Annotated in this window: 16 protein-coding genes and 11 pseudogenes; 9 read left to right on the top strand and 18 right to left on the bottom strand. The window is 51.4% G+C overall.

Features of this window, described 5'->3' with window-relative positions; all coding sequences use genetic code 11:
- Positions 1-61: 61 nt before the first annotated feature.
- Positions 62-408: pseudogene (gene tnpB, locus AACL06_RS08695) on the top strand (IS66 family insertion sequence element accessory protein TnpB).
- 30 nt (positions 409-438) lie between these two features.
- Positions 439-1594: pseudogene (locus AACL06_RS08690) on the top strand (IS66 family transposase); the annotation flags it as partial.
- A gap of 542 nt (positions 1595-2136) precedes the next feature.
- Here AACL06_RS08690 and AACL06_RS08685 read toward each other — a convergent pair.
- From AACL06_RS08685 to AACL06_RS08630, 12 genes and pseudogenes are all read right to left on the bottom strand, one after another.
- Positions 2137-2748 carry a hypothetical protein gene (locus AACL06_RS08685; protein ID WP_339036842.1) on the bottom strand — a complete coding sequence of 204 codons (612 nt, stop codon included), beginning with the start codon at positions 2746-2748 and terminating at the stop codon, positions 2137-2139.
- A 15-nt stretch (positions 2749-2763) separates the two neighbouring features.
- The gene (locus AACL06_RS08680) at positions 2764-2925 is read right to left on the bottom strand and encodes a hypothetical protein (protein WP_339036840.1); all 162 of its coding nucleotides are present in this window, start codon (positions 2923-2925) and stop codon (positions 2764-2766) included.
- Positions 2926-3339: 414 nt separating this feature from the next.
- Positions 3340-3639 (bottom strand): flagellar protein FlhE, encoded by a 300-nt coding sequence (locus AACL06_RS08675; protein WP_339038375.1) that lies wholly within the window; start codon positions 3637-3639, stop codon positions 3340-3342.
- A gap of 28 nt (positions 3640-3667) precedes the next feature.
- Positions 3668-4138 carry an FHIPEP family type III secretion protein gene (locus tag AACL06_RS08670; protein ID WP_339038373.1) on the bottom strand — a complete coding sequence of 157 codons (471 nt, stop codon included), beginning with the start codon at positions 4136-4138 and terminating at the stop codon, positions 3668-3670.
- Positions 4134-5357, bottom strand: a pseudogene (locus AACL06_RS08665) (FHIPEP family type III secretion protein). The gene AACL06_RS08670 and the pseudogene AACL06_RS08665 overlap by 5 nt, the downstream one beginning before the upstream one ends.
- A 94-nt stretch (positions 5358-5451) precedes the next feature.
- The gene (flhB, locus tag AACL06_RS08660) at positions 5452-6603 is read right to left on the bottom strand and encodes a flagellar biosynthesis protein FlhB (protein ID WP_339036838.1); all 1152 of its coding nucleotides are present in this window, start codon (positions 6601-6603) and stop codon (positions 5452-5454) included.
- Positions 6604-6967: 364 nt separating this feature from the next.
- A pseudogene (gene motB / locus AACL06_RS08655) lies at positions 6968-7849 on the bottom strand (flagellar motor protein MotB).
- A gap of 17 nt (positions 7850-7866) precedes the next feature.
- Positions 7867-8678 (bottom strand): annotated as a pseudogene (gene motA / locus AACL06_RS08650) (flagellar motor stator protein MotA).
- A gap of 198 nt (positions 8679-8876) precedes the next feature.
- Positions 8877-9457, bottom strand: a pseudogene (flhC, locus tag AACL06_RS08645) (flagellar transcriptional regulator FlhC).
- Between the two features lie 2 nt (positions 9458-9459).
- On the bottom strand, positions 9460-9813 hold the full coding sequence (flhD, locus tag AACL06_RS08640) for a flagellar transcriptional regulator FlhD (RefSeq protein WP_339038371.1): 354 nt from the start codon (positions 9811-9813) through the stop codon (positions 9460-9462).
- Positions 9814-10565: 752 nt separating this feature from the next.
- Positions 10566-10736 (bottom strand): annotated as a pseudogene (locus AACL06_RS08635) (diguanylate cyclase domain-containing protein); the annotation flags it as partial.
- Between the two features lie 54 nt (positions 10737-10790).
- A pseudogene (locus AACL06_RS08630) lies at positions 10791-11691 on the bottom strand (IS5 family transposase).
- Positions 11692-11868: 177 nt separating this feature from the next.
- Here AACL06_RS08630 and waaA point away from each other — a divergent pair.
- The 3 genes from waaA to coaD are packed head-to-tail and all read left to right on the top strand — an operon-like array spanning position 11869 to position 14416.
- The gene (waaA, locus tag AACL06_RS08625) at positions 11869-13146 is read left to right on the top strand and encodes a lipid IV(A) 3-deoxy-D-manno-octulosonic acid transferase (RefSeq protein WP_339036835.1); all 1278 of its coding nucleotides are present in this window, start codon (positions 11869-11871) and stop codon (positions 13144-13146) included.
- Between the two features lie 4 nt (positions 13147-13150).
- Positions 13151-13927 (top strand): glycosyltransferase family 2 protein, encoded by a 777-nt coding sequence (locus AACL06_RS08620; RefSeq protein ID WP_339036833.1) that lies wholly within the window; start codon positions 13151-13153, stop codon positions 13925-13927.
- Between the two features lie 3 nt (positions 13928-13930).
- Entirely contained in the window at positions 13931-14416 is a 486-nt protein-coding gene (gene coaD, locus AACL06_RS08615; protein ID WP_339036830.1) for a pantetheine-phosphate adenylyltransferase, read from the top strand.
- Between the two features lie 4 nt (positions 14417-14420).
- Here the strand turns inward: coaD and mutM are convergent, their stop codons facing one another.
- From mutM to radC, 4 genes and pseudogenes are all read right to left on the bottom strand, one after another.
- Positions 14421-15236, bottom strand: a complete 816-nt coding sequence (gene mutM, locus AACL06_RS08610) for a bifunctional DNA-formamidopyrimidine glycosylase/DNA-(apurinic or apyrimidinic site) lyase (protein WP_339038369.1) — start codon at positions 15234-15236, stop codon at positions 14421-14423.
- A gap of 82 nt (positions 15237-15318) precedes the next feature.
- The gene (rpmG, locus tag AACL06_RS08605; protein WP_339036828.1) at positions 15319-15486 is read right to left on the bottom strand and encodes a 50S ribosomal protein L33; all 168 of its coding nucleotides are present in this window, start codon (positions 15484-15486) and stop codon (positions 15319-15321) included.
- Between the two features lie 11 nt (positions 15487-15497).
- Positions 15498-15734: a 50S ribosomal protein L28 gene (rpmB, locus tag AACL06_RS08600; protein WP_339036826.1), complete on the bottom strand. Its 237-nt coding sequence runs from the start codon at positions 15732-15734 to the stop codon at positions 15498-15500.
- A gap of 268 nt (positions 15735-16002) precedes the next feature.
- Positions 16003-16669: pseudogene (gene radC / locus AACL06_RS08595) on the bottom strand (RadC family protein).
- A 187-nt stretch (positions 16670-16856) separates the two neighbouring features.
- On the opposite strand from radC, the gene coaBC reads away from it, so the two are divergent.
- The 3 genes and pseudogenes from coaBC to slmA all read left to right on the top strand — a co-directional run bounded on the left by coaBC (position 16857) and on the right by slmA (position 19353).
- The gene (gene coaBC, locus AACL06_RS08590) at positions 16857-18074 is read left to right on the top strand and encodes a bifunctional phosphopantothenoylcysteine decarboxylase/phosphopantothenate--cysteine ligase CoaBC (RefSeq protein ID WP_339038367.1); all 1218 of its coding nucleotides are present in this window, start codon (positions 16857-16859) and stop codon (positions 18072-18074) included.
- Positions 18052-18510 carry a dUTP diphosphatase gene (dut, locus tag AACL06_RS08585; protein ID WP_339036824.1) on the top strand — a complete coding sequence of 153 codons (459 nt, stop codon included), beginning with the start codon at positions 18052-18054 and terminating at the stop codon, positions 18508-18510. Before coaBC ends, dut begins: the two co-directional genes overlap by 23 nt.
- 245 nt (positions 18511-18755) lie before the next feature.
- Positions 18756-19353 (top strand): annotated as a pseudogene (gene slmA / locus AACL06_RS08580) (nucleoid occlusion factor SlmA).
- 46 nt (positions 19354-19399) lie between these two features.
- Here slmA and pyrE read toward each other — a convergent pair.
- Positions 19400-20028, bottom strand: a pseudogene (gene pyrE / locus AACL06_RS08575) (orotate phosphoribosyltransferase).
- A gap of 93 nt (positions 20029-20121) precedes the next feature.
- On the bottom strand, positions 20122-20838 hold the full coding sequence (rph, locus tag AACL06_RS08570; RefSeq protein ID WP_339036822.1) for a ribonuclease PH: 717 nt from the start codon (positions 20836-20838) through the stop codon (positions 20122-20124).
- Between the two features lie 140 nt (positions 20839-20978).
- Between rph and AACL06_RS08565 the strand changes: the two genes are divergently transcribed.
- Complete coding sequence (locus tag AACL06_RS08565) at positions 20979-21842, top strand: YicC/YloC family endoribonuclease (RefSeq protein WP_339036820.1); 864 nt, start codon at positions 20979-20981, stop codon at positions 21840-21842.
- Positions 21843-21889: the final 47 nt, after the last annotated feature.

Here is a 21889-nt window from a genome sequence, read left to right as displayed (position 1 = left end):
TGGAAAACCCGTCACCTGAGATGCTGACCGTGCTGCTCCGTGAGCTGACCGAGAGGATACGATGATATCCCTCCCGTCAGGCACCCGTATCTGGCTGGTTGCTGGCGTCAAGGATAGGCGTAAATCCTTCAACAGCCTGGGCGAACAGATACAGCACGTTCTTGATGAAAATCCGTTATCCGGCCATATGTTCATCTTTCGGGAACAACGTGGCGATACCGTAAAGATCCTTTGGGCTGATACTGATGGCCTATGCCTGTTTACCACACGTCTGGAAGAAGGCTAGCCTGGCCAGCCGTCCGCGACGGCAAAATCGCCATTACCCGCTCACAACTCGCCATGTTTCTCGATAAACTGGACTGGCGGCAACCTAAAACATCACTGCTTAACTCACTGATAATGTTATAAAAAGAGCATAGCCGCATTATCAATGATGCCATGTGTCAGGACTCTCTCACCCGTATCGCCGCGCTGGAAGATGCGCTTCTCCAGAAAGACAGTCAGCTCAGCCTCGTTTCAGAGACTGAGGCGTTCCTGCGTTCGGCGCTGACGCGAGCCGAAGAGAAAATCAAGAGAACGAAGAACGCGAAATAGAGAACCTGCAGGCGCAGATAGAAAAACTGCGCCGGATGCTGTTCGGCACCCGCTGTGAAAAACTCCGCAGGCAGGTTGAAGAAGCCGAAGCTCTACTGAAACAACAGGAGCAGCAAAGCGATCGTTACAAAGGCCGGGAGGACGATCCACAGGTTCCCCGCCAGCTTCGCCAGTCCCGGCACCGTCGTCCCCTTCCTGAACATCTTCCCCGTGAGATACATCGGCTGGAGCCAGCTGAAACCGGTTGCCTGGAATACGGTAACGATATCAAATACCTCGGCGAAGTCAGCGCGGAGCAACTGGAACGGGTCTCCAGCGCGCTGAAGATGATCCGCACCGTCAGGGTAAAAAAGGCGTGTATCAGATGTGACTGTATCGTTGAAGCGCCTGCGCCATCGCGTCCCATCGACCGGCGTATCGCCGGGCCTGGTCTTCTGGCCAGGGTGTTAACGAGCAAATACTGTGAACATATGCCGCTTTACCGGCAGACTGAAATCTTTGCCCGCCAGGGTGCAGAGCTGAGCAGTGCACTGCTATCCAACTGGGTGGACTCCTGCTGCCGGTTAATGGCTCCATTGGACGAAGCGTTGTACCTCTATGTGATCGACAGCTGCAAACTTCACAAGGATCATACGCCAGTTCCGGTACTGGCCCCAGGCAGAGCATGAAGGCGACCCGCTGCGCAAAGCGGCGTGCTGGGGCTAATGCTCGCCGTAAAATCCACGATGTCTAAATCAGTACCCGAACGGCAACCGCAGAGGAAGCGCTGAAACGTATCGGTAAGCTACACGCCATCTAGGAGGAAATACGTGGTCGCCCTGCAGTAGAATGTCTCGCCATCAGTCAAAACCGTAGCAAACCGTTGCTGACATCCCTGCATGACTGGCTGTTAGAAAAAAGCGCAGCGTTATCGAAGAAATCCCATCTGGGTGAGGCTTTCGCTTATGCACTGAAGCAGTGGGAAGCGCTATGCTACTGCTGCGATGAAGGTCAGGTAGAATGGGTCTTCCGCAACCTGGGTGGAAGAGCCTAATTTTTAAGAGTTATTTTTACCAGGATTGAGATTCCATACTTAGACGTTCGTCTGTAACAGGTGGGTGTCTAATACAAGCATGGGCTTAATGACTACATACGACACTGGGTTTACGCTTACCCGCTAGTGACATTACGAAAAATAAATAAACCACATAATGCTATGCCTGTCTTTTTCTAACCACATATTATTATTGGAGATACTGCAACGCCCAGCCGGGTCATTGAGCTGGGCGCGCAGATCGAGTTTTGAAAAAGGTGGCTTAAGCATTCTTTTTTTGACGCATTACTCAATCATTACTGCTTAACCGCAGTCCAGGCTTCCTGCCAGTATAAACCGGTACCTGGCGCGTAAGCCCATGCGGCACCAGAGCAACAGCCGGTGTAAGGCCAGGGTTTACACTGATAAAAGCCGCCGTTGGTACTTTTCACAATAGTGCCAGCTTCATACTTTGTCCCTTCTTTATAGCTGGGATACTTGTCGGAAGGAATATTGCCACTACCGATAATTTAGAAGCGATGACTTGATTGCGCACGACGATGGCCTGAATCCTGTTGAGCCGTCACATGAGCAACATAATTCCCCGCATTGAGCTTATCGCTGATTAGGCCGTTGTAGCTAATACCTTCTGGGATAGTGGTGCCATTGTGGGTCAGTGACCACAGGTATTGAACATTGCCCTGGTTAGAGTCAAAGTTGGCTTTGGCCGCTAAGGTAATAGGTTTGCCGATTTGCATTTGATCGTTGCCAGTGATGACGACCTGGGGTGCGCTAACTGTTATCTTAACGAATGCCTCGCCGGTTTTACCCGCCTCATTGGTTGCCGTTAAGCGGAAGTTGGCTTCGGTGTTTGTCAAGCCTACCGGTATCACGATGTCCATTTTGGCAACATTAGGCGTTTTGGCGGTAATTTTATCGTTACCCGAAACCCTTTCACACTGGTAGGCCACATTCTCTTGGTTCGCACTCGCACTGACACTATAGAGGTAACCGGAGCCTTCTGTGGCGATAGCATCAATGGTGGTACGGCTCAGAGTAACCTTCGGCTCAGCGACTTCTTGTGATTTAGAGTAATCAAATTTGATACGGCTGTTCCGGTTTTCCCAGATAGCATCGGTCATCCAGGGCAAGGATAGCTATTTGATTTTATCTATCGTATCCTGGGTTAGTGGTAATCCCCACTTTTCATAAAACAACGTGAGGTCATAACCTGACAGGCGGCTGGTTTCTAAAATGAAGCGCTGAACTTTAGCATCAGAACTTTTAGGTTGCTGATTTTCCGGAATTTCGCGATACACTTTTCCCAAGCGGGTCCCAAGCGGGCATAAAAATCTTTGCCAAAGGTGAGATCCCTGCGAGAGCATGGCAGCTTTAACAAACAGGTCTTGCTGATGATAGTCCAGCTAAGCCTTCTTCAAGGCGGAGGGGGTAGAGCCTATACTCAAACCCGACAAGCTTTTGGGGAACACCCCGAAGAGCTAGTCCCTCTAGATATGACTAGCCACTTATTTGGCCCACCAACCCGTCCGCACCTTGCTGCATCTGTAAATGGCCCCAGCGGTGCTCAGGTGCAATTGCCGAACACAGCCTGGTCCCCCGAGATCTGCATACTGATTTCTCACTTATTGACCAAGTGAACTCAGGGTGCGCAAAGCATGCAGGCAGTATCAAGTGGCGGGATGGCAAATATTACCAGGACATGCACATTTACTTTACTCGTAGTTGGCAATCACCCGTAACGGCGGATTTAGCCCGCCACGCGACTGCACGTAGTAGATAAAGCGAAACGATGAATTGGCGGGTTCACCCTGCAAACCGGTGCTGCTGCCACTGCCGCTCCCCAGCAGAATACAGCAGTTCAGGGTGCATAACTGCACTTGCAGGCCGACCGGCTCGACGGATAGCAGGCGGTAGCGCCACCTGACGCTGGTAATGCGCGCATTACCAGCGGGCAAGGCATTCGGTGCCCTTAACTCAGCGGATTCACCACGCATTCCGCCCTGATCCAGCATCACCCCCGGCCCTTTAGCTACCCAAGATCTAGACGCTGCCTGGGAACCACTGTTGAGTGATCGCATGCCCTAGCGCCACACGTACCACTGCAGTCAGTTCATAAGGATCGCTTTGCATTGGCGCATGCTCCGCCAGCATTTCAATGATGGTGCGCATATAACGGATCAATACCCGTTCTGCCAGCAGGTTTTGCAACACTTTATGTAGTGTGGTCAGTGACACCACACCCGGCACGAAGTCTTCAGTCAGTTTTGGCATCTCCTGCGAGACACGATCTAGTAGCTGCTGGGTTTCCTGCCGACCAAACAACTCACTGGCGAACTGGCCAATCAGGAGGTTGAGATGCGTAGCCACCACCGTGCTGGCTTCCACTACGGTAAACCCCTGGATCTGTGCTTGTTCACGCAATGCACTGTCGATCCATACTGCCTCTAGCCCAAAGGCCGGATCGATAGTCTTGTCTCCTGCCAGCTCGCACGCGGCGTTGCAGGGGTTAATCGCCAGCCAGCGACCCGGATGCGCCTCTCCACTGCCAATTCTCTACTCCTTTCATCAGGATGCGGTAGCTGGCGGGCGGTAGCTCTAGGTTGTCGCGGATGTGCACCACCGGCGGCAGGTAAGCCCATATCCTGGGCGAATTTTTTACGGATGCCACGGATACGTGCCCAAGCAGCGCGCCGTTCTGTTGAAAATCGACCATCGGGATCAATCGGTAACCGACTTCCAAGCCCAGCAGATCCTCCATTTGTACGTCAGACCAGCTAGCTTCGGAGGCCTGCGGATTTTCCTGCGCTACTGGCGCTTCCACCATCTTGGGTGCCTGTTGCTCACGCCCACGCAGCCACCAGGCCAGTCTAAGCAAGACAGCAGTAAACAGCAGGAACACCAGGTTCGGCATACCTGGTACCAGGCCCAACAACCCTAGCACTCCGGCACTGAGCAGCATGACCAGTGGGTTATTGAATAGTTGGCCAACCATCTGCTCTCCCACGTCCTGATCGGTCGTCACGCGAGTGACGATCACACCGGCTGCGGTAGAGATCACTATCGCGGGGATTTGCGCCACCAACCCATCGCCAATGGTCAACAACGTATAACTTTACGCCGCCGTACACATCGCCATACCGTGCTGGATCACGCCGAACAACAGCCCTCCCACCACGTTCAATACCATGATCATCAGGCCGGCGACCGCATCACCCCGTACGAACTTACTGGCACCGTCCATTAATCCGTAGAAATCGGCTTCCTGTGTGACATCAGCACTGCGCTTTTTCGCTTCTTCTTCACCGATTAGGCCCGCGTTAAGATCAGCGTCGATCGCCATCTGTTTGCCCAGCATGCCGTCAAGTACAAAGCGCGCCCCTACTTCGGCGATACGCCCGGCACCTTTAGTGATCACCATAAAGTTGATCAATACCAAGATGACAAAAACTATGATGCCGATGGCGAAATTGCCGCCGACCAGGAAATGGCCGAAAGCCTCTACCACACGGCCTGCGGCAACCGAACCAGTATGCCCTTCCATCAGTATGATGCGCGTCGACGCCACATTAAGTCATAGCCGCAAAAGGGTCGAGAACAACAGGATGGCTGGGAAGTCGGCGAACTCCAGCGTGCGCTGGGTAAACATCGCAACCAGAAGCACCATAATCGACAACGCGATATTGAAGGTGAACAGCAGATCAAGGATAAGCGCAGGCAGTGGCAACACCATCATTGATAAGATCATCAAGATCAATATCGGGCCAGCCAGTACCTTCCACTGCGTATCTTTAATATTACCCGGCAAACGAAGCAAGGAGGCCAGATTAGCCATCAGAGTTGTTCTCTCCAGCAAAATCCAGTGCTTCTGGCACCGGTAGATTTTCAGGTTTTTTCGGTATTATACCGCCTTCTCGCCGCCAGCGGCGCAATTGATAAACCCAGGCCAGTACCTCGGCAACTGCGGCATACAGGATGGCTGGGATATGTTGCCCAATCTCGCTGTGTCGATACAGCGCGCGCGCCAATGGCGGGGCATCAAACAGGGGGATACGATGTTCTGAACCCAGTTGGCGAATGCGCAGTGCAATTTCACCAGCTCCTTTAGCCAGTACTTTCGGCGCACTCATTTTTTTGTCGTTGTACTGTAGTGCGACAGCATAGTGCGTTGGGTTGGTGACGATGACATCCGCCTTGGGCACATCGGCCATCATGCGACGCCGGGCGATTGTCCGCTGCTGTTGGCGTAGGCGTCCCTTGATATACGGGTCACCTTCCTGCTCTTTGAATTCGTCGCGGATATCCTGTTTGGTCATCTTCAGTTTTTTGAAATGACTCCACAGTTGATAAAACACGTCGAACGTCACCATGGGTGTCAATCCCAGTACCACCAGCAGACCACAGAAAATAATTATTTGTAGCGCATTGCCTAGCGCCTCAAACGTCCGCTGTGTTACCAAATGCAGCATCGCCGCCCAATTGTGCCACAAATACAGGCTGGTGACCCACCCCACTAATGACGCTTTCAATATTCCTTTCAGCAGTTCCGCCACCACCTGGCTGGAAAAAATACGCTTCAGCCCAGCCAAAGGTTTCATACGTTTTAAATCAAACTTGATCGATTTACCACTGAACAAGATACCGCCGAGCAGCGTCGGCGCAGCTATCACCACCAGTACCAACCCTGCCATGATCGGTAATAACGTCCAGGCGGCCTGGCGCAGAAGCATACCCAATTGGCGCAACATCTGTTTGTCGTTACTGACCATGCTGTGGTCGAAATTCAGCCCCTGAGTCAGCATCATCGCCAGTTGTTGCGCCATATTGTTGCCGGACATACAGATGATCGTCGGCCCAGCAACGAGCATCAGTAAGGAGGTCAGTTCGCGTGAACGAGGGATCTGGCGATCTTCACGCGCTTTTTCTACCCTGTGTTGTGTGGGAGCTTCGCTTTTTTCCAGATCGCTGTCTTCAGCCACGGACGGTCGGTTCCTGTGCTGGGAGAGAATAAAATCGCAACCAGCATGCCAAAAAAAAGCCGATACCATTGGTAGAACAACGGGGAAAAAGGTAGGTTATTTACCGAATGAGGAAAAAAACCGCTGGCATCCCACCCCTCCCAGAAAGTATCAGAGAAAGTGGCTTTCACGTATCTGCATCTGAGTGACGATCACACCAGTGCGTTTCTCCTCCCCCTTCAGGCCATCGTTCTGCGGTTTCTCTTAATCGGTCACTGCTTTTGCCTCAACAGCAGATTTTTGATCCTCAGCATCCTGGCTTACAGGTTCCTCCTTGGCTGGTGAGCTGCTGTTAGCCGGTACTGGCCGTAGCAGGCGGTATCACTTACTTCAGGCTATCCGGCTGGTTGATGTCCGTCGCGTTGCTTTCTGCGTTTTCACGTTCAATCTCCTTCTGGGTATCCTTATTGAATACCAGCACGGTAATGCGATGGTTAATGGCATCATCAGCATCGCGCTGCTTCAGGCTCATGGCAGACGCCATGCCAACGACCCGCAGCACCTTACCCTCCGAGAGGCCGCCCGCGATCAGTTCACGCCGCGAAGCATTGGCACGATCAGCAGACAGTTCCCAGTTGCTGTAGCCATGCTCACCGTTAGCATAAGGAATATCATCGGTATGACCCGACAGGCTAATTTTATTCGGCTTGTTCGGCAGGTCGTTTAGGATCGGCGCAATCGCTCGCAGTATATCGCGCATATAGTCTACCAATTGTGCGCTACCAATTTTTAACATCGGCCGATTCTGGCTATCGATGATCTGGATACTCAGTCCTTCATCCATCAGGTTGATCAGCAAATGTGGGCGCAGTGCCTTCAGGTGCGGGTCCGATTCAATCAGTTCGTCCAGCTTCTCACGCAGCTTATTCAGCTTTAGCTCTTCAGGGCGTTTTTCCGGTGACTCAATATGTTTCTTCACCAGCCCCTTTCTGCTGGGTAGGTCCGTCGCCACCACCTGGGATAGGGCTACTTTCAGCGCTGTTTTTATCACCGCCGGTTAACGCCACCTTTAGCTGTGTGCGAAAATACTCGGCGATTTGCGTCAACTGTTGTGGGTTGGCGATCGACAGGAGCCACATCACCAAGAAAAATGCCATCATAGCAGTCATAAAATCGGCATAAGCAATCTTACAGGAACCACCGTGGTGGCCACCATGGCCCGCCTTGTGTTTTTTTTGAACACAATCACCGGATGATCTTGTTTCATGTTCCTTCTTCTGCCGCCTATTGTGCTGGTGCTTTCACTTGGCGCACATGCTCTTCCAACTTAAGGAATGAAGGACGCTCGGTGGTGTACAGTCTTTTGCGGCCAAACTCGACCGCAATCTGCGGCGCGTAGCCGTGCATGTTGGACAGTAGTGTCACTTTGATACACTGCATCATATTGACCGTCTCCGCACTCTTCTGCCTCCACACCGCTGAAAGCGGGGAAATAAAACCGTAGGCCAGCAGAATACCCAGGAAAGTACCGACCATCGCATTGGCGATCAGTAACCCCAGTTCGGTGGCTAGGCGATCAGCCGAGGCCAGCGCGTGCACCACCCCCATAACCGCGGCCACAATGCCGAACGCCGGAAGCGAGTCATCCATATCCCCAAGCTGCCAGCGGGTACTTCACTGTCATGTTCGAAAGTTTCGATTTCTTCATCCATCAGCGCTTCGACCTCAAACGCATTCATGTTGCCACTCACCATCAGTCTTAAATAGTCGGTGATAAATTCCACCGCGACATTATCAGAAAGGAGGCGCGGATACTTAGAGAAAATTTCACTTTCCCTTGGGTTATCAATATCAAACTCAAGAGACAACATGCCTTTCTGGCGTGATTTAGCCAGAAGGAGATACAGCAACGCCATCAGATCCATATACAGAGCCTTGCTGTATTTCGAACCGCGCATCAGCCCGGGTAATGCGCGCACCGTGGCTTTGATCGCCTTACCGCTGTTGCCGACGATAAAAGCGCCAATACCTGCCCCACCAATAATCAGAAACTCTGACGGCTGATACAGCGCACCGAGATGGCCACCCACCATCATGTATCCGCCAAAAACCGTACCTCATACCACGAGATAACCCAAAATAACTAGCACACGCATTCCTCAAATTGGCAATGTAGATGGAAGGTGGGTAAACGCGCCTTTTGGAAGGTTAACCTGCGCTACCAGGGCGGCATCACCACGCCCTTCCGTATCACACGTCTATTTTCACTGCCGTCAGTCGACAATGTTGCGGGTTCAAATGGCGCGCTTAACCTGCTCGTCCAGCAGTTGAGAGATAATATCGGCCAGTTGCGGCGAAAGTTTACGCCTTTTTACTGCGCGGGATGGGGGCTGGCATAAACTGCAAATAAAACCGTTGAGCGTCTTATGGGCGTGAGTGATAAATGCGCAACCGCAGCAGTTACAGGCGGTCAGTTGCAGCATACCGCTATCGACGAAGTGCACTAATGTCCAGGCGCGGGTCAGCCCCAGCAACGGCGCTTCTTCTGGCTGATAAGGACACTGCTCCAAGTAAAGGTGTAGGCTTTGATCACCGCCTCTACGCCGCTGCACTGCCCACTTTTTACCAGAAATTGATAGGCGTTGTAGAACATCGAAGAATGGATATTCTGTTCCCAGGTTATAAACCAATCGGTGGAGAATGGCAGCATCCCTTTAGGCGGCGGGCTACCACGTAATTCTTTATACAACGTAATCAAACGGCCACGGCTGATCTGCGTCTCGCTTTCCAACATCTGCAAACGCGCCCCCAGCGATATTAGCTCCATGGCGAGCTGAATATCTCTGGCTTCCTGCACAATACTTTTCTCTACCATCATCAGGCTATTTTCTTCGTCGCACTACCGTCTTTTTCAGACGATAGTGCTTGCAGTAAATGGCTTGATAACAAAATACCCGTATGGATTTGCTGTAGATCGTCCACGCGAGACTCTTTGGTCAGGCGTTCGATACTCTGGTGATCGTTAAAGCGGAAGTGGCAGATCAGTTGGTTGGTCTCTGCCAGTTTAACCATTTGTGGTAGCGTAAGCAGTGAAAGCACGTCAGCTATGGCTCCGTTAATCCTTAAGCGAAACATCGCCGAGGCTTTTTCATCATTAATTAGCCGCTGTGCTAAAAGTAAATATGATAAATTTATGTCATAAATATGTTTAAGTAATTCAGACGTACCTATATTCCCCACCCTGATAAAATATGTTTAATAACAATAAGTTGGGTGATAATTTTTATCACCCATGCTCTGGGTTTGTTACCGATGTTCGCAGAACCCCTTGAACAGTACAGTCATAAGTTAAATTCGACTGTTATTCAGTATTAAATTCGTGCGTAAACCGACGTGCGTAGTATGTGTACGTATGCATAGCATTTTTTTAAATTTTATCAAACTCGCATAGGATTAATCCTAACATAAGATGATTCTAACCCGATCCACTAGCACACACAATATAATTAAGAAAAAAGTTTTTAACTTAACATGAGAAAAACCATAAAAAATTTTAACCACATACTTTCATAACTCATTTTTTTTGATTTTTTTATATTCTAAATCCCGATGACAGAAAAATCTTAAGTTAGAGATAACTTAGCCCAAAATGACCCATTTAAAATACAGAAAAAAGCATCAAAAAATAATTCAGAATAAAAAAAATAATTTCACAAAAATAGTATAAAAAATATAGATTACTAATTATTGGTGGCTTTGTTAAATAAATCGTATTTGGAATAAAGAGTCACCTGAAAGATGCCCATTCCTGACAAACTTTCCATAAGCTATGGGAGGATAAGCAACCAGTTTGCTGCATACGCTAAGCGAAGTAGCACTCAACGAGTATCCCTACAGGCGCTTATTTTACTCACGTATCATAATTTAACTTTCAATAATATAGATGCATTAATTATTTGGTTGAAAACAGGCAGGTGATGATATTAACTGCTGTAGATGCCGTTCTTACCTTGTCTCTTTGCTTGATATAGTGCGTGATCTGCCAGGTCGATAAAGCTAATTGGCGTATCGTTATACCTATGTGGCACTTTGGCATAGATGCCGATGCTTATGGTGACAATTCCTTGCGGATTGCCCTGATGCGGGATCTTTAGGGCGTTATTGAATAAATCAGATTTATAATAAAGAGTCCGCTGAATGGGCAGCTTTTAGGCAAGGAGTACACTTTCTGGCATACCGGATAGCGTCATCTTGTTTAGTGAACATATCATGGCCAGCGCCTCTGCAACTTGCCCATCATAATCTCGCAGCGACAGGTGACCAAATAGCTATTTTACTCTGTACCTCGCTGTTGCCGCTATCGAACGTCGGTGGTAGCCTGTGATACTTTTCCACCGTGTGTTGTCTCCGGTAACGCGCTGGTTCGCCACCGCTTGATTTTGCTCTGCATAGTCTGCCGACCAATAACGGGCTCCGCTGCTGGGCGGTATTAACGCCTTGAGCTTCTTGCCCCTTAACTCATCATCACACACTCGCGTATCCTAAGCCCGATCCGCCGAGGCGACTTTGATGTTACGGTACCTCTGGCGGATAAGACCTGGGAAGGCTTCGGTATCGGTGACATTGCTCAAGGAAAGGTCAGCACAGATGACCTCATGTGTTTCTGTATCTACGGCCAAATGCAGTTTTCGCCAGATCCGCCGTTTTTCCTGACCGTGTTTTTTTTACCTTCCACTCCCCTTCACCCAACACGTTGAGCCCGCTAGAGTCGATAACGAGGTGCGCAATTTCACCCGGCGTTACGGTTTTAAACGGGACATGGCCGGACTTCGCCCGCTTACTGATGCAGGTGTCGTCCGGGCAGTTCAACGGCACTTTGATCAGTGTGACAATGGAGTCGACAAAGCCCTGGATGGCGCGAAGTGTCAGGCCGAAAATCCGTTTCAGCATCAATACGCTGGTGATTGCCATATCGGAATAATGTGGTGGGCGACCACGCAGAGAAAGTTTTGCCTCGCAGTACCAGGCGTGAAGTGCCGTTTCATCCCCCCAGCAAGTGAGTGAGCCCCGAGTGATAAGGGCGTTGTTGTAAGCCTTCCAGTTGGTGATGTTGAACTTTTGCTGGGCCTCGGAATATCGCTATTTTGACAGAAGGAGAGTGATCTGATCCTCATCCCGGCCAAAAGTTCGATTTATTCAACAACGCCCCGCAGGTTACCAAATTAGCGCCTTTCCCTCTCAATTATGGTACTATTCTTGATAGTCCATATAAATGAAATTGATAGAATGTTGCTGTGTTTTTATCAGGTACTACTCTACCTTATCCAACCCCTGATTTGGCTCCGCCTACTGCTGCGTAGCCGCAAAGCTCCAGCTTACCGTAACCGCTGGGCAGAGCGTTATGGCTACTGCACAGGGAAAGTGCTACCAGGCGGTATCATGCTGCATTCCGTCTCTGTCGGCGAAACGCTGGCCGCTATTCCCCTGGTGCGAGCGCTGCGCCACCACTACCCCTATTTACCGATAACTGTGACCACGATGACCCCAACGGGTTCAGAGCGCGTACAATCCGCCTTTGGTAAAGATGTACACCATGTCTATCTGCCTTACGACCTACCTGGCTCTATAAAGCGTTTCCTCGACCAGGCGGATCCCAAACTGGTGATCATCATGGAAACCGAGCTGTGGCCAAACCTGATTAACGCTCTGCATCAGCGGCATATTCCTCTGGTGATCGCCAACGCGCGTCTCTCAGCCCGCTCTGCCGCAGGTTATAAAAAAATCGGCGGTTTTGTCCGCAATATGTTGCACCGCATTACGTTGATCGCCGCACAGAATCAGGAAGATGGTGATCGCTTAGTCGAACTTGGCCTGAAACGCTCGCATCTTACCGTGACCGGTAGCCTGAAATTCGACATCTCTGTCACGCCGGAACTGGCTGCTCGGGCCGTTACCCTGCGACGCCAATGGGCACCGCACCGCCTGGTGTGGATCGCCACCAGCACCCATGATGGCGAAGAACGCATTTTGCTGGCAGCACAGCGCAAACTTCTGGAAAAACACCCCGATTTATTGCTGATCCTGGTGCCGCGCCACCCAGAACGCTTCGCGACTGCTAAAGATTTGGTACAGAAAGCCGGATTCAGCTATATCCTGCGTAGCCGTGGTGAAATCCCTTCCGGCAGCACGCAAATAGTGATCGGTGACACCATGGGCGAACTCATGCTTCTTTATGGCATTGCCGACCTGGCCTTTGTCGGTGGTAGTTTGGTTGAACGTGGTGGACACAACCCGCTGGAGGCCGCCGCTCACGCTATCCCGGTGCTGATGGGGCCACATACCTTCAACTTCAATGATATCTGTGCCAAACTGTCACAAGCTGAAGGGTTGATCACCGTAGATGACACAGAGTCATTGGTAAAGGAAATAGAAACCCTACTAACCGACGAAGACTATCGCCGTTACTATGGTCGCCATGCGGTGGAAGTGCTGTATCAGAATCAGGGAGCGTTGCAGCGCCTGCTGCAACTGTTGGAACCGCATCTGCCGCCTCGGGGCCATTGATTGAATGAGCAACCGTAAAAGCCTATCGGTGGTGATGATCGCCAAAAATGAAGCTGAGCTGTTACCGGATTGCCTGCGTTCAGTGGCCTGGGCTGACGAAATCATCATGTTAGATTCCGGCAGCCAGGATGACAGCATCGCCATTGCCGAAAGTATGGGGGCGAAAGTGTTCACTCATACGGATTGGCAAGGCTTCGGTAAACAGCGTCAGTTGGCGCAAAAGCATGCCAGCCATGACTATATTCTGATGATCGATGCCGACGAGCGTGTGACGCTTGAATTGCGCCAATCCATAGAGCAGGTCTTAACCGCACCAGGCAGCGGCACCGTTTACACTTGCGCGCGCCGTAATTTGTTTCTCGGCCGCTTTATGCGCCACAGCGGCTGGTACCCGGATCGGGTCAACCGTTTGTACGCCAACTACCATTACTGCTATAACGACGATCTGGTGCATGAATCGCTCAATATTATTGATGGTGCCAATGTGGTTGAGCTTAGTGGCGATCTGCTGCATCTAACCTGCCGTGATTTTTTCGCCTTCCAACGCAAACAACTGCGTTACGCCGAAGAGTGGGCCAATCAGCGTAACCAGGCTGGCAAACGCTGCGGTTACCTGTCAATCCTGACCCACACGTTCGGCGCTTTCTGCAAGACCTGGCTGCTGCATGCTGGCTTTCTGGATGGTAAACAGGGGTTGCTGTTAGCGGTGGTCAACGCGCAATATACCTTCAATAAATATGCCGCATTATGGGCATTGGGCCGCAACTACTCAGAGAAGTGAATCATGTTCCGCAAAGCCATCTATCCCGGGACGTTCGATCCCATGACCAACGGCCACCTGGACTTAGTTACGCGTGCGTCATTAATGTTTGATCATGTGGTTCTGGCGATTGCCGCTAGCTCGAGCAAAAAGCCACTATTCAACCTGGAAAAAAGGGTAGAGTTGGCGACCCAAGTCACCTCGCATCTGGATAATGTCGAAGTACTGGGCTTCAGCGAGTTAATGGCGCACTTTGCCGCGCATCATAATGCCAATATCCTGGTGCGCGGCCTGCGTGCGGTATCCGACTTTGAATACGAAATGCAGTTGGCGAACATGAACCGCCATCTGATGCCAACTCTGGAAAGCATATTCCTGATGCCGTCCGAAGAGTGCTCGTTTATCTCTTCCTCACTGGTGAAGGAAGTGGCCCGCCATGGTGGGGATATCGCGCCTTTCCTGCCAGGTGTGGCCACCCAAGCGCTGATGGAAAAGCTTGCCGCCAAATAATGTCTTAACATTGGCAATGGCGGCAGAAAAAAGTGCTACGTTGCCCATGCTTGGTGGATTCTATCGGCTGGCCACAGGCGCGGCAAGGTTCCCCCGCCCGCCCATACACCTGTAATTCCTGAGCGAAATACCCCGGCTTGCCGTCTGATTGCAGGAAGTCGCGTAGCGTAGTTCCTCCTTGCTCGATAGAACGCTGCAATACATTCTTGATAGTTACCGCAAGCAGTTCCGCTTCCGTCTTGCTCAGTGAGTCCGCCTGGCGATCGGGCAAGATCCCAGCACTAAACAGTGACTCGCTGGCGTAGATGTTGCCAACCCCTACCACCAGCTTGTTATCCATTAGCCAGGGTTTGAGCCGCGTGCGCTTGTTACGTGATTTTTTATGCAGATAGGTACCGTTAAACGCCTCGCTCAGCGGCTCTGGCCCCAGATGCACTAACACATTGCTGGCTGCCAGATCCTCGCACCATAGCCAAGCGCCGAAGCGGCGTGGGTCGGTGTAGCGTAGGATCATGCCGTTGCTGATCACCAGGTCAATGTGATCGTGCTTGTCGGCTGCATATTGGTTTTCTTTACGCAGCATGCGCAAGCTACCGGACATGCCCTGATGGACAATAATCCAGCCGTGTTCCAGCTCAATTAACAGATATTTAGCACGGCGCTGCACGCTGTGTACCGGCTGGTTGCTCAGCATTAGGATCTGCTTGGAGACCGGCCAACGCAGGCGCGCATTACGCACTATCGCGTACTGAATGCTATGGCCGACAAGATAAGGTTCGATACCGCGTCGGCTGGTTTCAACCTCTGGTAATTCAGGTATTTGGCATTCTCCCATCCTTTTCTGTTGTTATAAAATAAAAGAACCCGGGCCAAGGCCGGGTTCTTTTATTGATCCACTAAAATCATTTAATTTTAGCTTCTTTGTAAATCACATGCTGGCGGACGACTGGATCGAATTTCTTCAGTTCCAATTTTTCCGGCTTAGTACGCTTGTTCTTCGTGGTGGTATAAAAGTGACCAGTACCAGCAGAAGAAACCAGCTTGATCTTCTCGCGAACAGCTTTAGCCATGATGCAGTTCCTTAATACTTCTCACCACGGGCACGCAGACCGGCCAGGACTGCCTCTATACCCTTTTTATCGATAACACGCATACCTTTAGCAGATAAACGCAAAGTTACAAAGCGCTTCTCAGCCTCAACCCAAAAACGGTGTGAGTGCAGGTTAGGCAGGAAACGGCGTTTTGTCGCGTTCATTGCGTGGGAGCGGTTGTTACCGCTCGCTGGGCGCTTGCCAGAAACTTGGCAGACTCGGGACATGTCTATTCTCCAAAACTCAAATCAGCTTGAGCTTCTTGTAGGGTATTGGCCGCCTCGTCAGGATTTTAAAGCCTATCTCAGCAAGCTTCATACTGAAGGGGACTCTCATCATAAGGCCAGAAACCTGCTGAGGCGAGGTTGAGATAGACCCTTACGCCAAACTTAAGATTCTCAAAAGGTGTAGCAGTATACGCTTTGAAGCGTAAGTGCTCAAGTCCCGAACAGCTAAAGATCTCACAAAGATCTCACAATGATCGCGAAAAATCGCTTAAAGCCATCCGCGCTCGGCAAAAGAAACGCATTCACCCGACCAATCACCAAATGATCAAGCACTCGGACCTCCAATAACAGGCAGGCATTAATGACTTGCTCGGTTATCACATGGTCGGCATGACTGGGTTCAGCTTTACCAGAGGGATGATTATGCGCCAGAATGATGGCGGCCGCATTCGCCTTCAACGCTGCGCGTACAATTTCTCTCGGATGAACGACGATACTGCTGATAGTACCAGCAAACATCTCTTGATGGCGAATAACCAGGTGTTGAGTATCTAAAAACAGTACCAGAAACACTTCTCGCTCGTAATGCGCCAATAAACTTTGTAGGTTAGGTAATGCTGCGTAATGCGCGGGTTTAACATGGCGTTCTCTTGCGCCAAATGGCTGGAAAAGAAACGAAATGCCAGTTCCGAAATCGCCTGCAACTGGGCATAGCTGGCATTCCCCAATCCTTTCTGGCTACAAAATACCTGGTGATCAGCCGACATCAGATGATACAAAAAACCGAATTGTCGCAGCAGTTGCTCTGCCAACTGCATAACATGCAGGCCGGGTAGAGCGGTGCTTGGAAAAATAGCTAGCAGTTCGACATCGGACAAAGCCGCTGCGCCATGATTCAACAATTTCTCCCGTGGTGGCATCGCTCCCGGCCACATTATGCTTGCCTGACTACCAATCTCTTCCTCCCTGAAAGCGCCACAGCATGCGATACGCCGACGGCCGCATTCGACAGGTGTTTGATAACATTGCGAAGTACTGTGTAAAGTGCAATGTAACGGACAACAGCCATTGCCCGGCAGTTATGCTAAAATGGCCCATATTTTGGCTTTCAATCTGACCATGATGATAACGGGACTTTCCGGCAAACATATTGTGCTTGGTATCAGTGGCGGTATTGCTGCGTATAAATGCCCTGAGTTGGTGCGCCGCCTGCACGACGGAGGCGCGGAGGTGCGGGTGGCAATGACCGACGCCGCCAAGGCGTTCATAACGCCGCTGACGTTACAGGCTGTGTCCGGCTACCCCGTTTACGACGATCTGCTGGAGCCTACCGCTGAAGCCGCTATGGGCCATATTGAGTTGGGCAAATGGGCTGACCTGATAATTCTGGCACCAGCGACCGCTGACCTGCTGGCGCGCATTACCGTCGGCATGGCCAATGATCTGCTGACTACCGTCTGTCTGGCCACCAAAGCGCTCATTGCCGCCGTTCCCGCCATGAACCAGCAGATGTACCACGCCGCCGCCACCCAAGCCAACCTGCAAACGCTACAAGCGCGCGGTATGCTGCTCTGGGGTCCAGATAGCGGTAGACAAGCCTGCGGCGATGTCGGCCCGGGCCGTATGCTCAACCCACAAGAAATCGTCGATCTGGCGAACGGCTATTTTTCCACACCGCATGATTTGCAACATTTACAAGTTATGATCACCGCTGGCCCCACGCGTGAAGCGCTGGATCCGGTGCGCTTCATCAGCAACCACAGCTCCGGAAAAATGGGCTTTGCTATTGCCCGCACGGCTGCTGCCCGTGGTGCGCAGGTCACGTTGATTACCGGGCCAGTCAGCTTGCCAACGCCGCCGTGGGTCACCCGTGTGGACGTCACCAGCGCACTGGAGATGGAACAGGCGGTGCAACAGCGCGCTGCTCAGCAGAACATTTTCATTTCTTGTGCTGCTGTCGCCGATTATCGTGCTGAACAGATCGACGATGAAAAAATCAAAAAACAAGGTAATGAACTCGTACTCAAGATGGTAAAAAACCCCGACATCGTCGCCGGTGTGGCAGCAATGACTGAAAACCGACCTTTTGTCGTAGGATTTGCCGCCGAAACCCAGAATATGGAAGAATATGCACACCAAAAACTGGTGTGTAAGAAGCTGGATTTAATTTGTGCTAATAATGTATCGCTTGCAGAGCATGGGTTCGACAGTAACACCAATGCGCTGCACCTTTTTTGGCAGGGTGGAGAAAAGCACCTTTCGCTGAGTGACAAAACACGCCTTGGTCAATGTTTAATCGATGAGATACTCAGCCGTTATGATGAAAAAAATCGACGTTAAGATCCTTGACCCTCGTATTGGTCAGGATTTCCTACTACCGACCTACGCTACTCCGGGTTCCGCCGGGCTAGATCTGCGTGCCTGCATGGAAGGCACGGTGGCGCTGATGCCCGGTGAAACTAAGCTGCTACCTACCGGTTTGGCAATTCATATCGCTGATGCCAACTTGGCAGCGGTGATACTGCCACGATCCGGCATCGGCCATAAGCACGGCGTGGTGTTGGGCAACCTAGTTGGCCTGATCGACTCAGATTATCAGGGGCAGTTGATGATTTCCGTTTGGAATCGCGGTCAGGCACCCTTCATCATTGAACCGGGTGAGCGTATTGCGCAGATGGTCTTTGTGCCGGTGGTGCAGGCTGAGTTCAACTTGGTGGAAGAGTTTGACAGCAGCGAACGCGGTACTGGCGGCTTTGGCCACTCTGGCCGCCACTAAACTCGGTGCGAAAAAGATGGCCGACAAGGAAATGTCGCCTAAAATCTTGCCAGAACAGCGCTAGGGTAAGAGTTGTTCGGCAATGATTAAGCGCACACCAGGCAGCGCGGAGAACCAATGTCGTCAAGACCGCAGACCCCAGCACCGTAAAAAAGCTATCACATAAGCTGTATAATAGAGTTATCTTTGCAGCCAGTGTGCGGGTTTCCGTCAGTTGAGCAGTTTTAGTAAGGGTCTAATCAGATATGGCAGAAAAGGAAAATACCAAAAGGAATCGGCGCGAGGAAATATTGCAGGCTTTAGCCCAGATGTTGGAATCCAGCGACGGTCGCCAGCGTATCACCACCGCCAAGCTTGTTGCTAATGTGGGGGTCTCTGAAGCGGCACTGTACCGGCATTTTCCCAGCAAGACGCGGATGTTTGACAGCCTGATCGAATTTATTGAAGACAGCCTGACAACACGCATCAACTTAATTTTGCAAGACGAGAAAGAGACGTTTAACCGTCTGCGCCTGATCCTGCTGCTGGCTCTGGGTTTTGCGGAATGCAACCCAGGTATTGACGCGTATCATGACCGGCCACGCGCTAATGTTTGAACAGGATCGTCTGCAAGGCCGCATCAATCAGCTATTCGAACGCATTGAGGCGCAACTGCGCCAAGTGTTGAAAGAACGCAAGCTATGAGAAGGCAAAAGCTTTAACGTCGATGAAAAGCTGCTGGCCAGCCAACTGCTGGCATGCTGCGAAGGTATGCTGTCGCGCTATGTGCGTTCTGAGTGCAGCTACCGCCCAACGCAGGAATTCGATATCCGCTGGCCGCTGTTAGCGGCGCAATTGCAATAAACATGACGCCGGGCTACCCGCCCGTCACTGTTACTGAAACCCCGAACTATTCGCGATAGGTACGCACCGCCGCTAGGTGATCCGCCATTTCAGGTTTTTCTTCCAGATAAGTAATCAAATCCTTCAGCGTCACGATCGCGATCACCTCGCAGTGATAGTCGCATTTAACTTCCTGAATAGCGGAAATATCGTCACGACCATGTTCCTGAAGGTCGAGAGCAATCAGCACACCGGCCAGTGTGGCACCGCTAGCACCAATGATCTCCATCGATTAACGGATCGCAGTGCCAGCGGTAATCACATCGTCCACAGCAGCACGCGGCCATGCAGCGCGCTACCTACCAAGTTACCGCCTTCGCCATGGGTTTTGGCTTCCTTACGATTGAAGCAGTAAGGCACGTCGCGCTCGTGATGCTCCGCTAGTTCCGCCGCCGTGGTGGTGGCGATCGGAATGCCTTTGTAGGCTGGGCCAAACAGCAGATCGAAATCTATGCCAGAATCCATCAGCGCTTCGGCATAAAAGCGCCCTAACAACGCGAGATCACGCCCGGTATTAAACAGGCCAGCATTAAAGAAATACGGGCTTATCCGGCCGGATTTCAAGGTGAATTCACCGAATTTCAATACTTGCTTGTTAAGCGCGAACTCGATAAATTGGCGCTGATAGGCTTTTATTACTGCTTCTCCTCGTCTGGTCCTTACGTCTTAGTTAGTAACGCCGCCCGAAAAACGAACATAAAAAAGCGACTTCTCAGTCGCCTTAAACAATCAGCCCGCCAGCGCCGCTTTCTGCGCCTGGAAGATGGTCTCGATGCCCCCCCGAGCCAGTGTCAATAATGCCATTAGTTCATCGTGGCTAAACGGCTCACCTTCGGCGGTGCCTTGCACGTCGATCATCCGGCCATCTTCCATCATCACCACGTTCATGTCGGTCTCGGCGGCGGAGTCTTCAACGTACTCCAAATCGCATAGCGCTTCACCGTTGAGGATGCCAACGTAAACCGCCGCCACCAAACCCTTCATCGGGTTAGCTTTCAGTTTGCCGTTAGCGACCAGTGCATTCAGCGCATCAATCAGCGCAACGCAGGTCCCAGAAATGGAAGCGGTGCGAGTGCCACCATCAGCCTGTAATACATCACAGTCGAGGATGATGGTAAACTCACCCAGCTTTTTCAGATCCACTACGGCGCGTAACGAACGGGCGATCAGGCGTTGAATTTCTAGTGTACGACCACCCTGTTTGCCTTTGGCAGCTTCGCGCACATTACGGCTGTGAGTGGAGCGCGGCAACATGCTGTATTCAGCGGTGATCCACCCCTGGCCCAGGCCTTTCAGGAAGCGTGGCACGCCCTCCTCCACCGTGGCGGTGCACAAAACTTTGGTATCGCCAAACTCAACTAGCACGGAGCCTTCAGCATGTTTGGTATAGTGACGGGTCAATGTCAGTGGGCGAACGTGTTGTGGTGCTCTGCCTACAGGGCGCATGGGCTTTCTCCGGCTTCAAATCAACTGTTGGCTGCACATTATACGGGCTTTATGACGTAATACGGGCTTGATGACGTAATGCCTATCCTACCCGCAGCGGCAACGTTATAATCGCTTCATCTTTTTTATTGGGTACAACAATGATCCGTAGTATGACTGCCTATGCCAGGTGTGAAATCAAGGGCGAATGGGGCAGCGCGGCATGGGAACTGCGTTCCGTGAACCAGCGCTACTTAGAAACCTATATCCGCCTGCCAGAACAATTTCGCAGCCTAGAGCCGGTGATCCGGGAACGTATCCGTGGCCGTTTGACCCGTGGCAAAGTGGAGTGCAATCTGCGCTTCGAGCTGGATCCGAGCTCACAAAGCTTAATGAGCTTGAACGAAAAACTGGCTAAGCAACTAGTCGAAGCAGCCAATTGGGTGAAAATGCAGAGCGACGAAGGGGAAATCGACCCGATCGACGTGCTGCGCTGGCCAGGCGTGATGTCCTCTGCGGAGCAAGATCTGGACGCCATCAGCGGCGAGTTGATGCAGGCGTTGGACGGCGCACTGGATGACTTCATCACTGTGCGCGAGAGAGAAGGCACCGAGCTAAAAGCCTTAATCGAACAACGCCTCAATGGTGTCAGTGCTGAAGTGATCAAAGTGCGCACCCAGATGCCAAACATTTTACAGTGGCAACGTGAGCGGTTGGTCAGCAAGCTGGAAGAAGCCCAAGTGCAGTTGGAAAACACCCGCCTGGAGCAAGAGCTAGTGCTGATGGCACAGCGCATTGATGTTGCCGAAGAGCTGGATCGCCTGGAAGCGCACGTGAAGGAAACGCTCAACATCCTGAAGAAAAAAGAAGCCGTAGGCCGTCGCCTCGACTTTATGATGCAGGAGTTCAACCGCGAATCGAACACGCTGGCTTCCAAATCGATCAATGCTGATGTCACCACCTCAGCCATTGAGCTGAAGGTTCTAATCGAGCAAATGCGCGAACAGATTCAGAATATCGAATAACGTTTCACGCGATCTCGCTTTGTCTCACTAATTCTCGTCAGGATAAA

Origin of the sequence: Serratia symbiotica (Periphyllus acericola), from assembly GCF_964019515.1 — a bacterium.
Classification (GTDB): domain Bacteria; phylum Pseudomonadota; class Gammaproteobacteria; order Enterobacterales; family Enterobacteriaceae; genus Serratia; species Serratia symbiotica_D.
Note: the sequence above shows the minus strand (reverse complement) of the source record. Positions and strands in the feature narration are given on the sequence as shown.

What these genes read in the sequence shown, in the direction of transcription:
- waaA (WP_339036835.1), top strand. Translation starts at nt 11,869, where the DNA reads ATGTTGCTGTGTTTTTATCAGGTACTACTCTACCTTATCCAACCCCTG.
- rpmG (WP_339036828.1), bottom strand. Translation starts at nt 15,486, where the DNA reads ATGGCTAAAGCTGTTCGCGAGAAGATCAAGCTGGTTTCTTCTGCTGGT.
- coaBC (WP_339038367.1), top strand. Translation starts at nt 16,857, where the DNA reads ATGATAACGGGACTTTCCGGCAAACATATTGTGCTTGGTATCAGTGGC.
- AACL06_RS08620 (WP_339036833.1), top strand. Translation starts at nt 13,151, where the DNA reads ATGAGCAACCGTAAAAGCCTATCGGTGGTGATGATCGCCAAAAATGAA.
- AACL06_RS08675 (WP_339038375.1), bottom strand. Translation starts at nt 3,639, where the DNA reads ATGCTGGATCAGGGCGGAATGCGTGGTGAATCCGCTGAGTTAAGGGCA.
- dut (WP_339036824.1), top strand. Translation starts at nt 18,052, where the DNA reads ATGATGAAAAAAATCGACGTTAAGATCCTTGACCCTCGTATTGGTCAG.
- AACL06_RS08685 (WP_339036842.1), bottom strand. Translation starts at nt 2,748, where the DNA reads ATGACCGATGCTATCTGGGAAAACCGGAACAGCCGTATCAAATTTGAT.
- rpmB (WP_339036826.1), bottom strand. Translation starts at nt 15,734, where the DNA reads ATGTCCCGAGTCTGCCAAGTTTCTGGCAAGCGCCCAGCGAGCGGTAAC.
- rph (WP_339036822.1), bottom strand. Translation starts at nt 20,838, where the DNA reads ATGCGCCCTGTAGGCAGAGCACCACAACACGTTCGCCCACTGACATTG.
- coaD (WP_339036830.1), top strand. Translation starts at nt 13,931, where the DNA reads ATGTTCCGCAAAGCCATCTATCCCGGGACGTTCGATCCCATGACCAAC.
- AACL06_RS08565 (WP_339036820.1), top strand. Translation starts at nt 20,979, where the DNA reads ATGATCCGTAGTATGACTGCCTATGCCAGGTGTGAAATCAAGGGCGAA.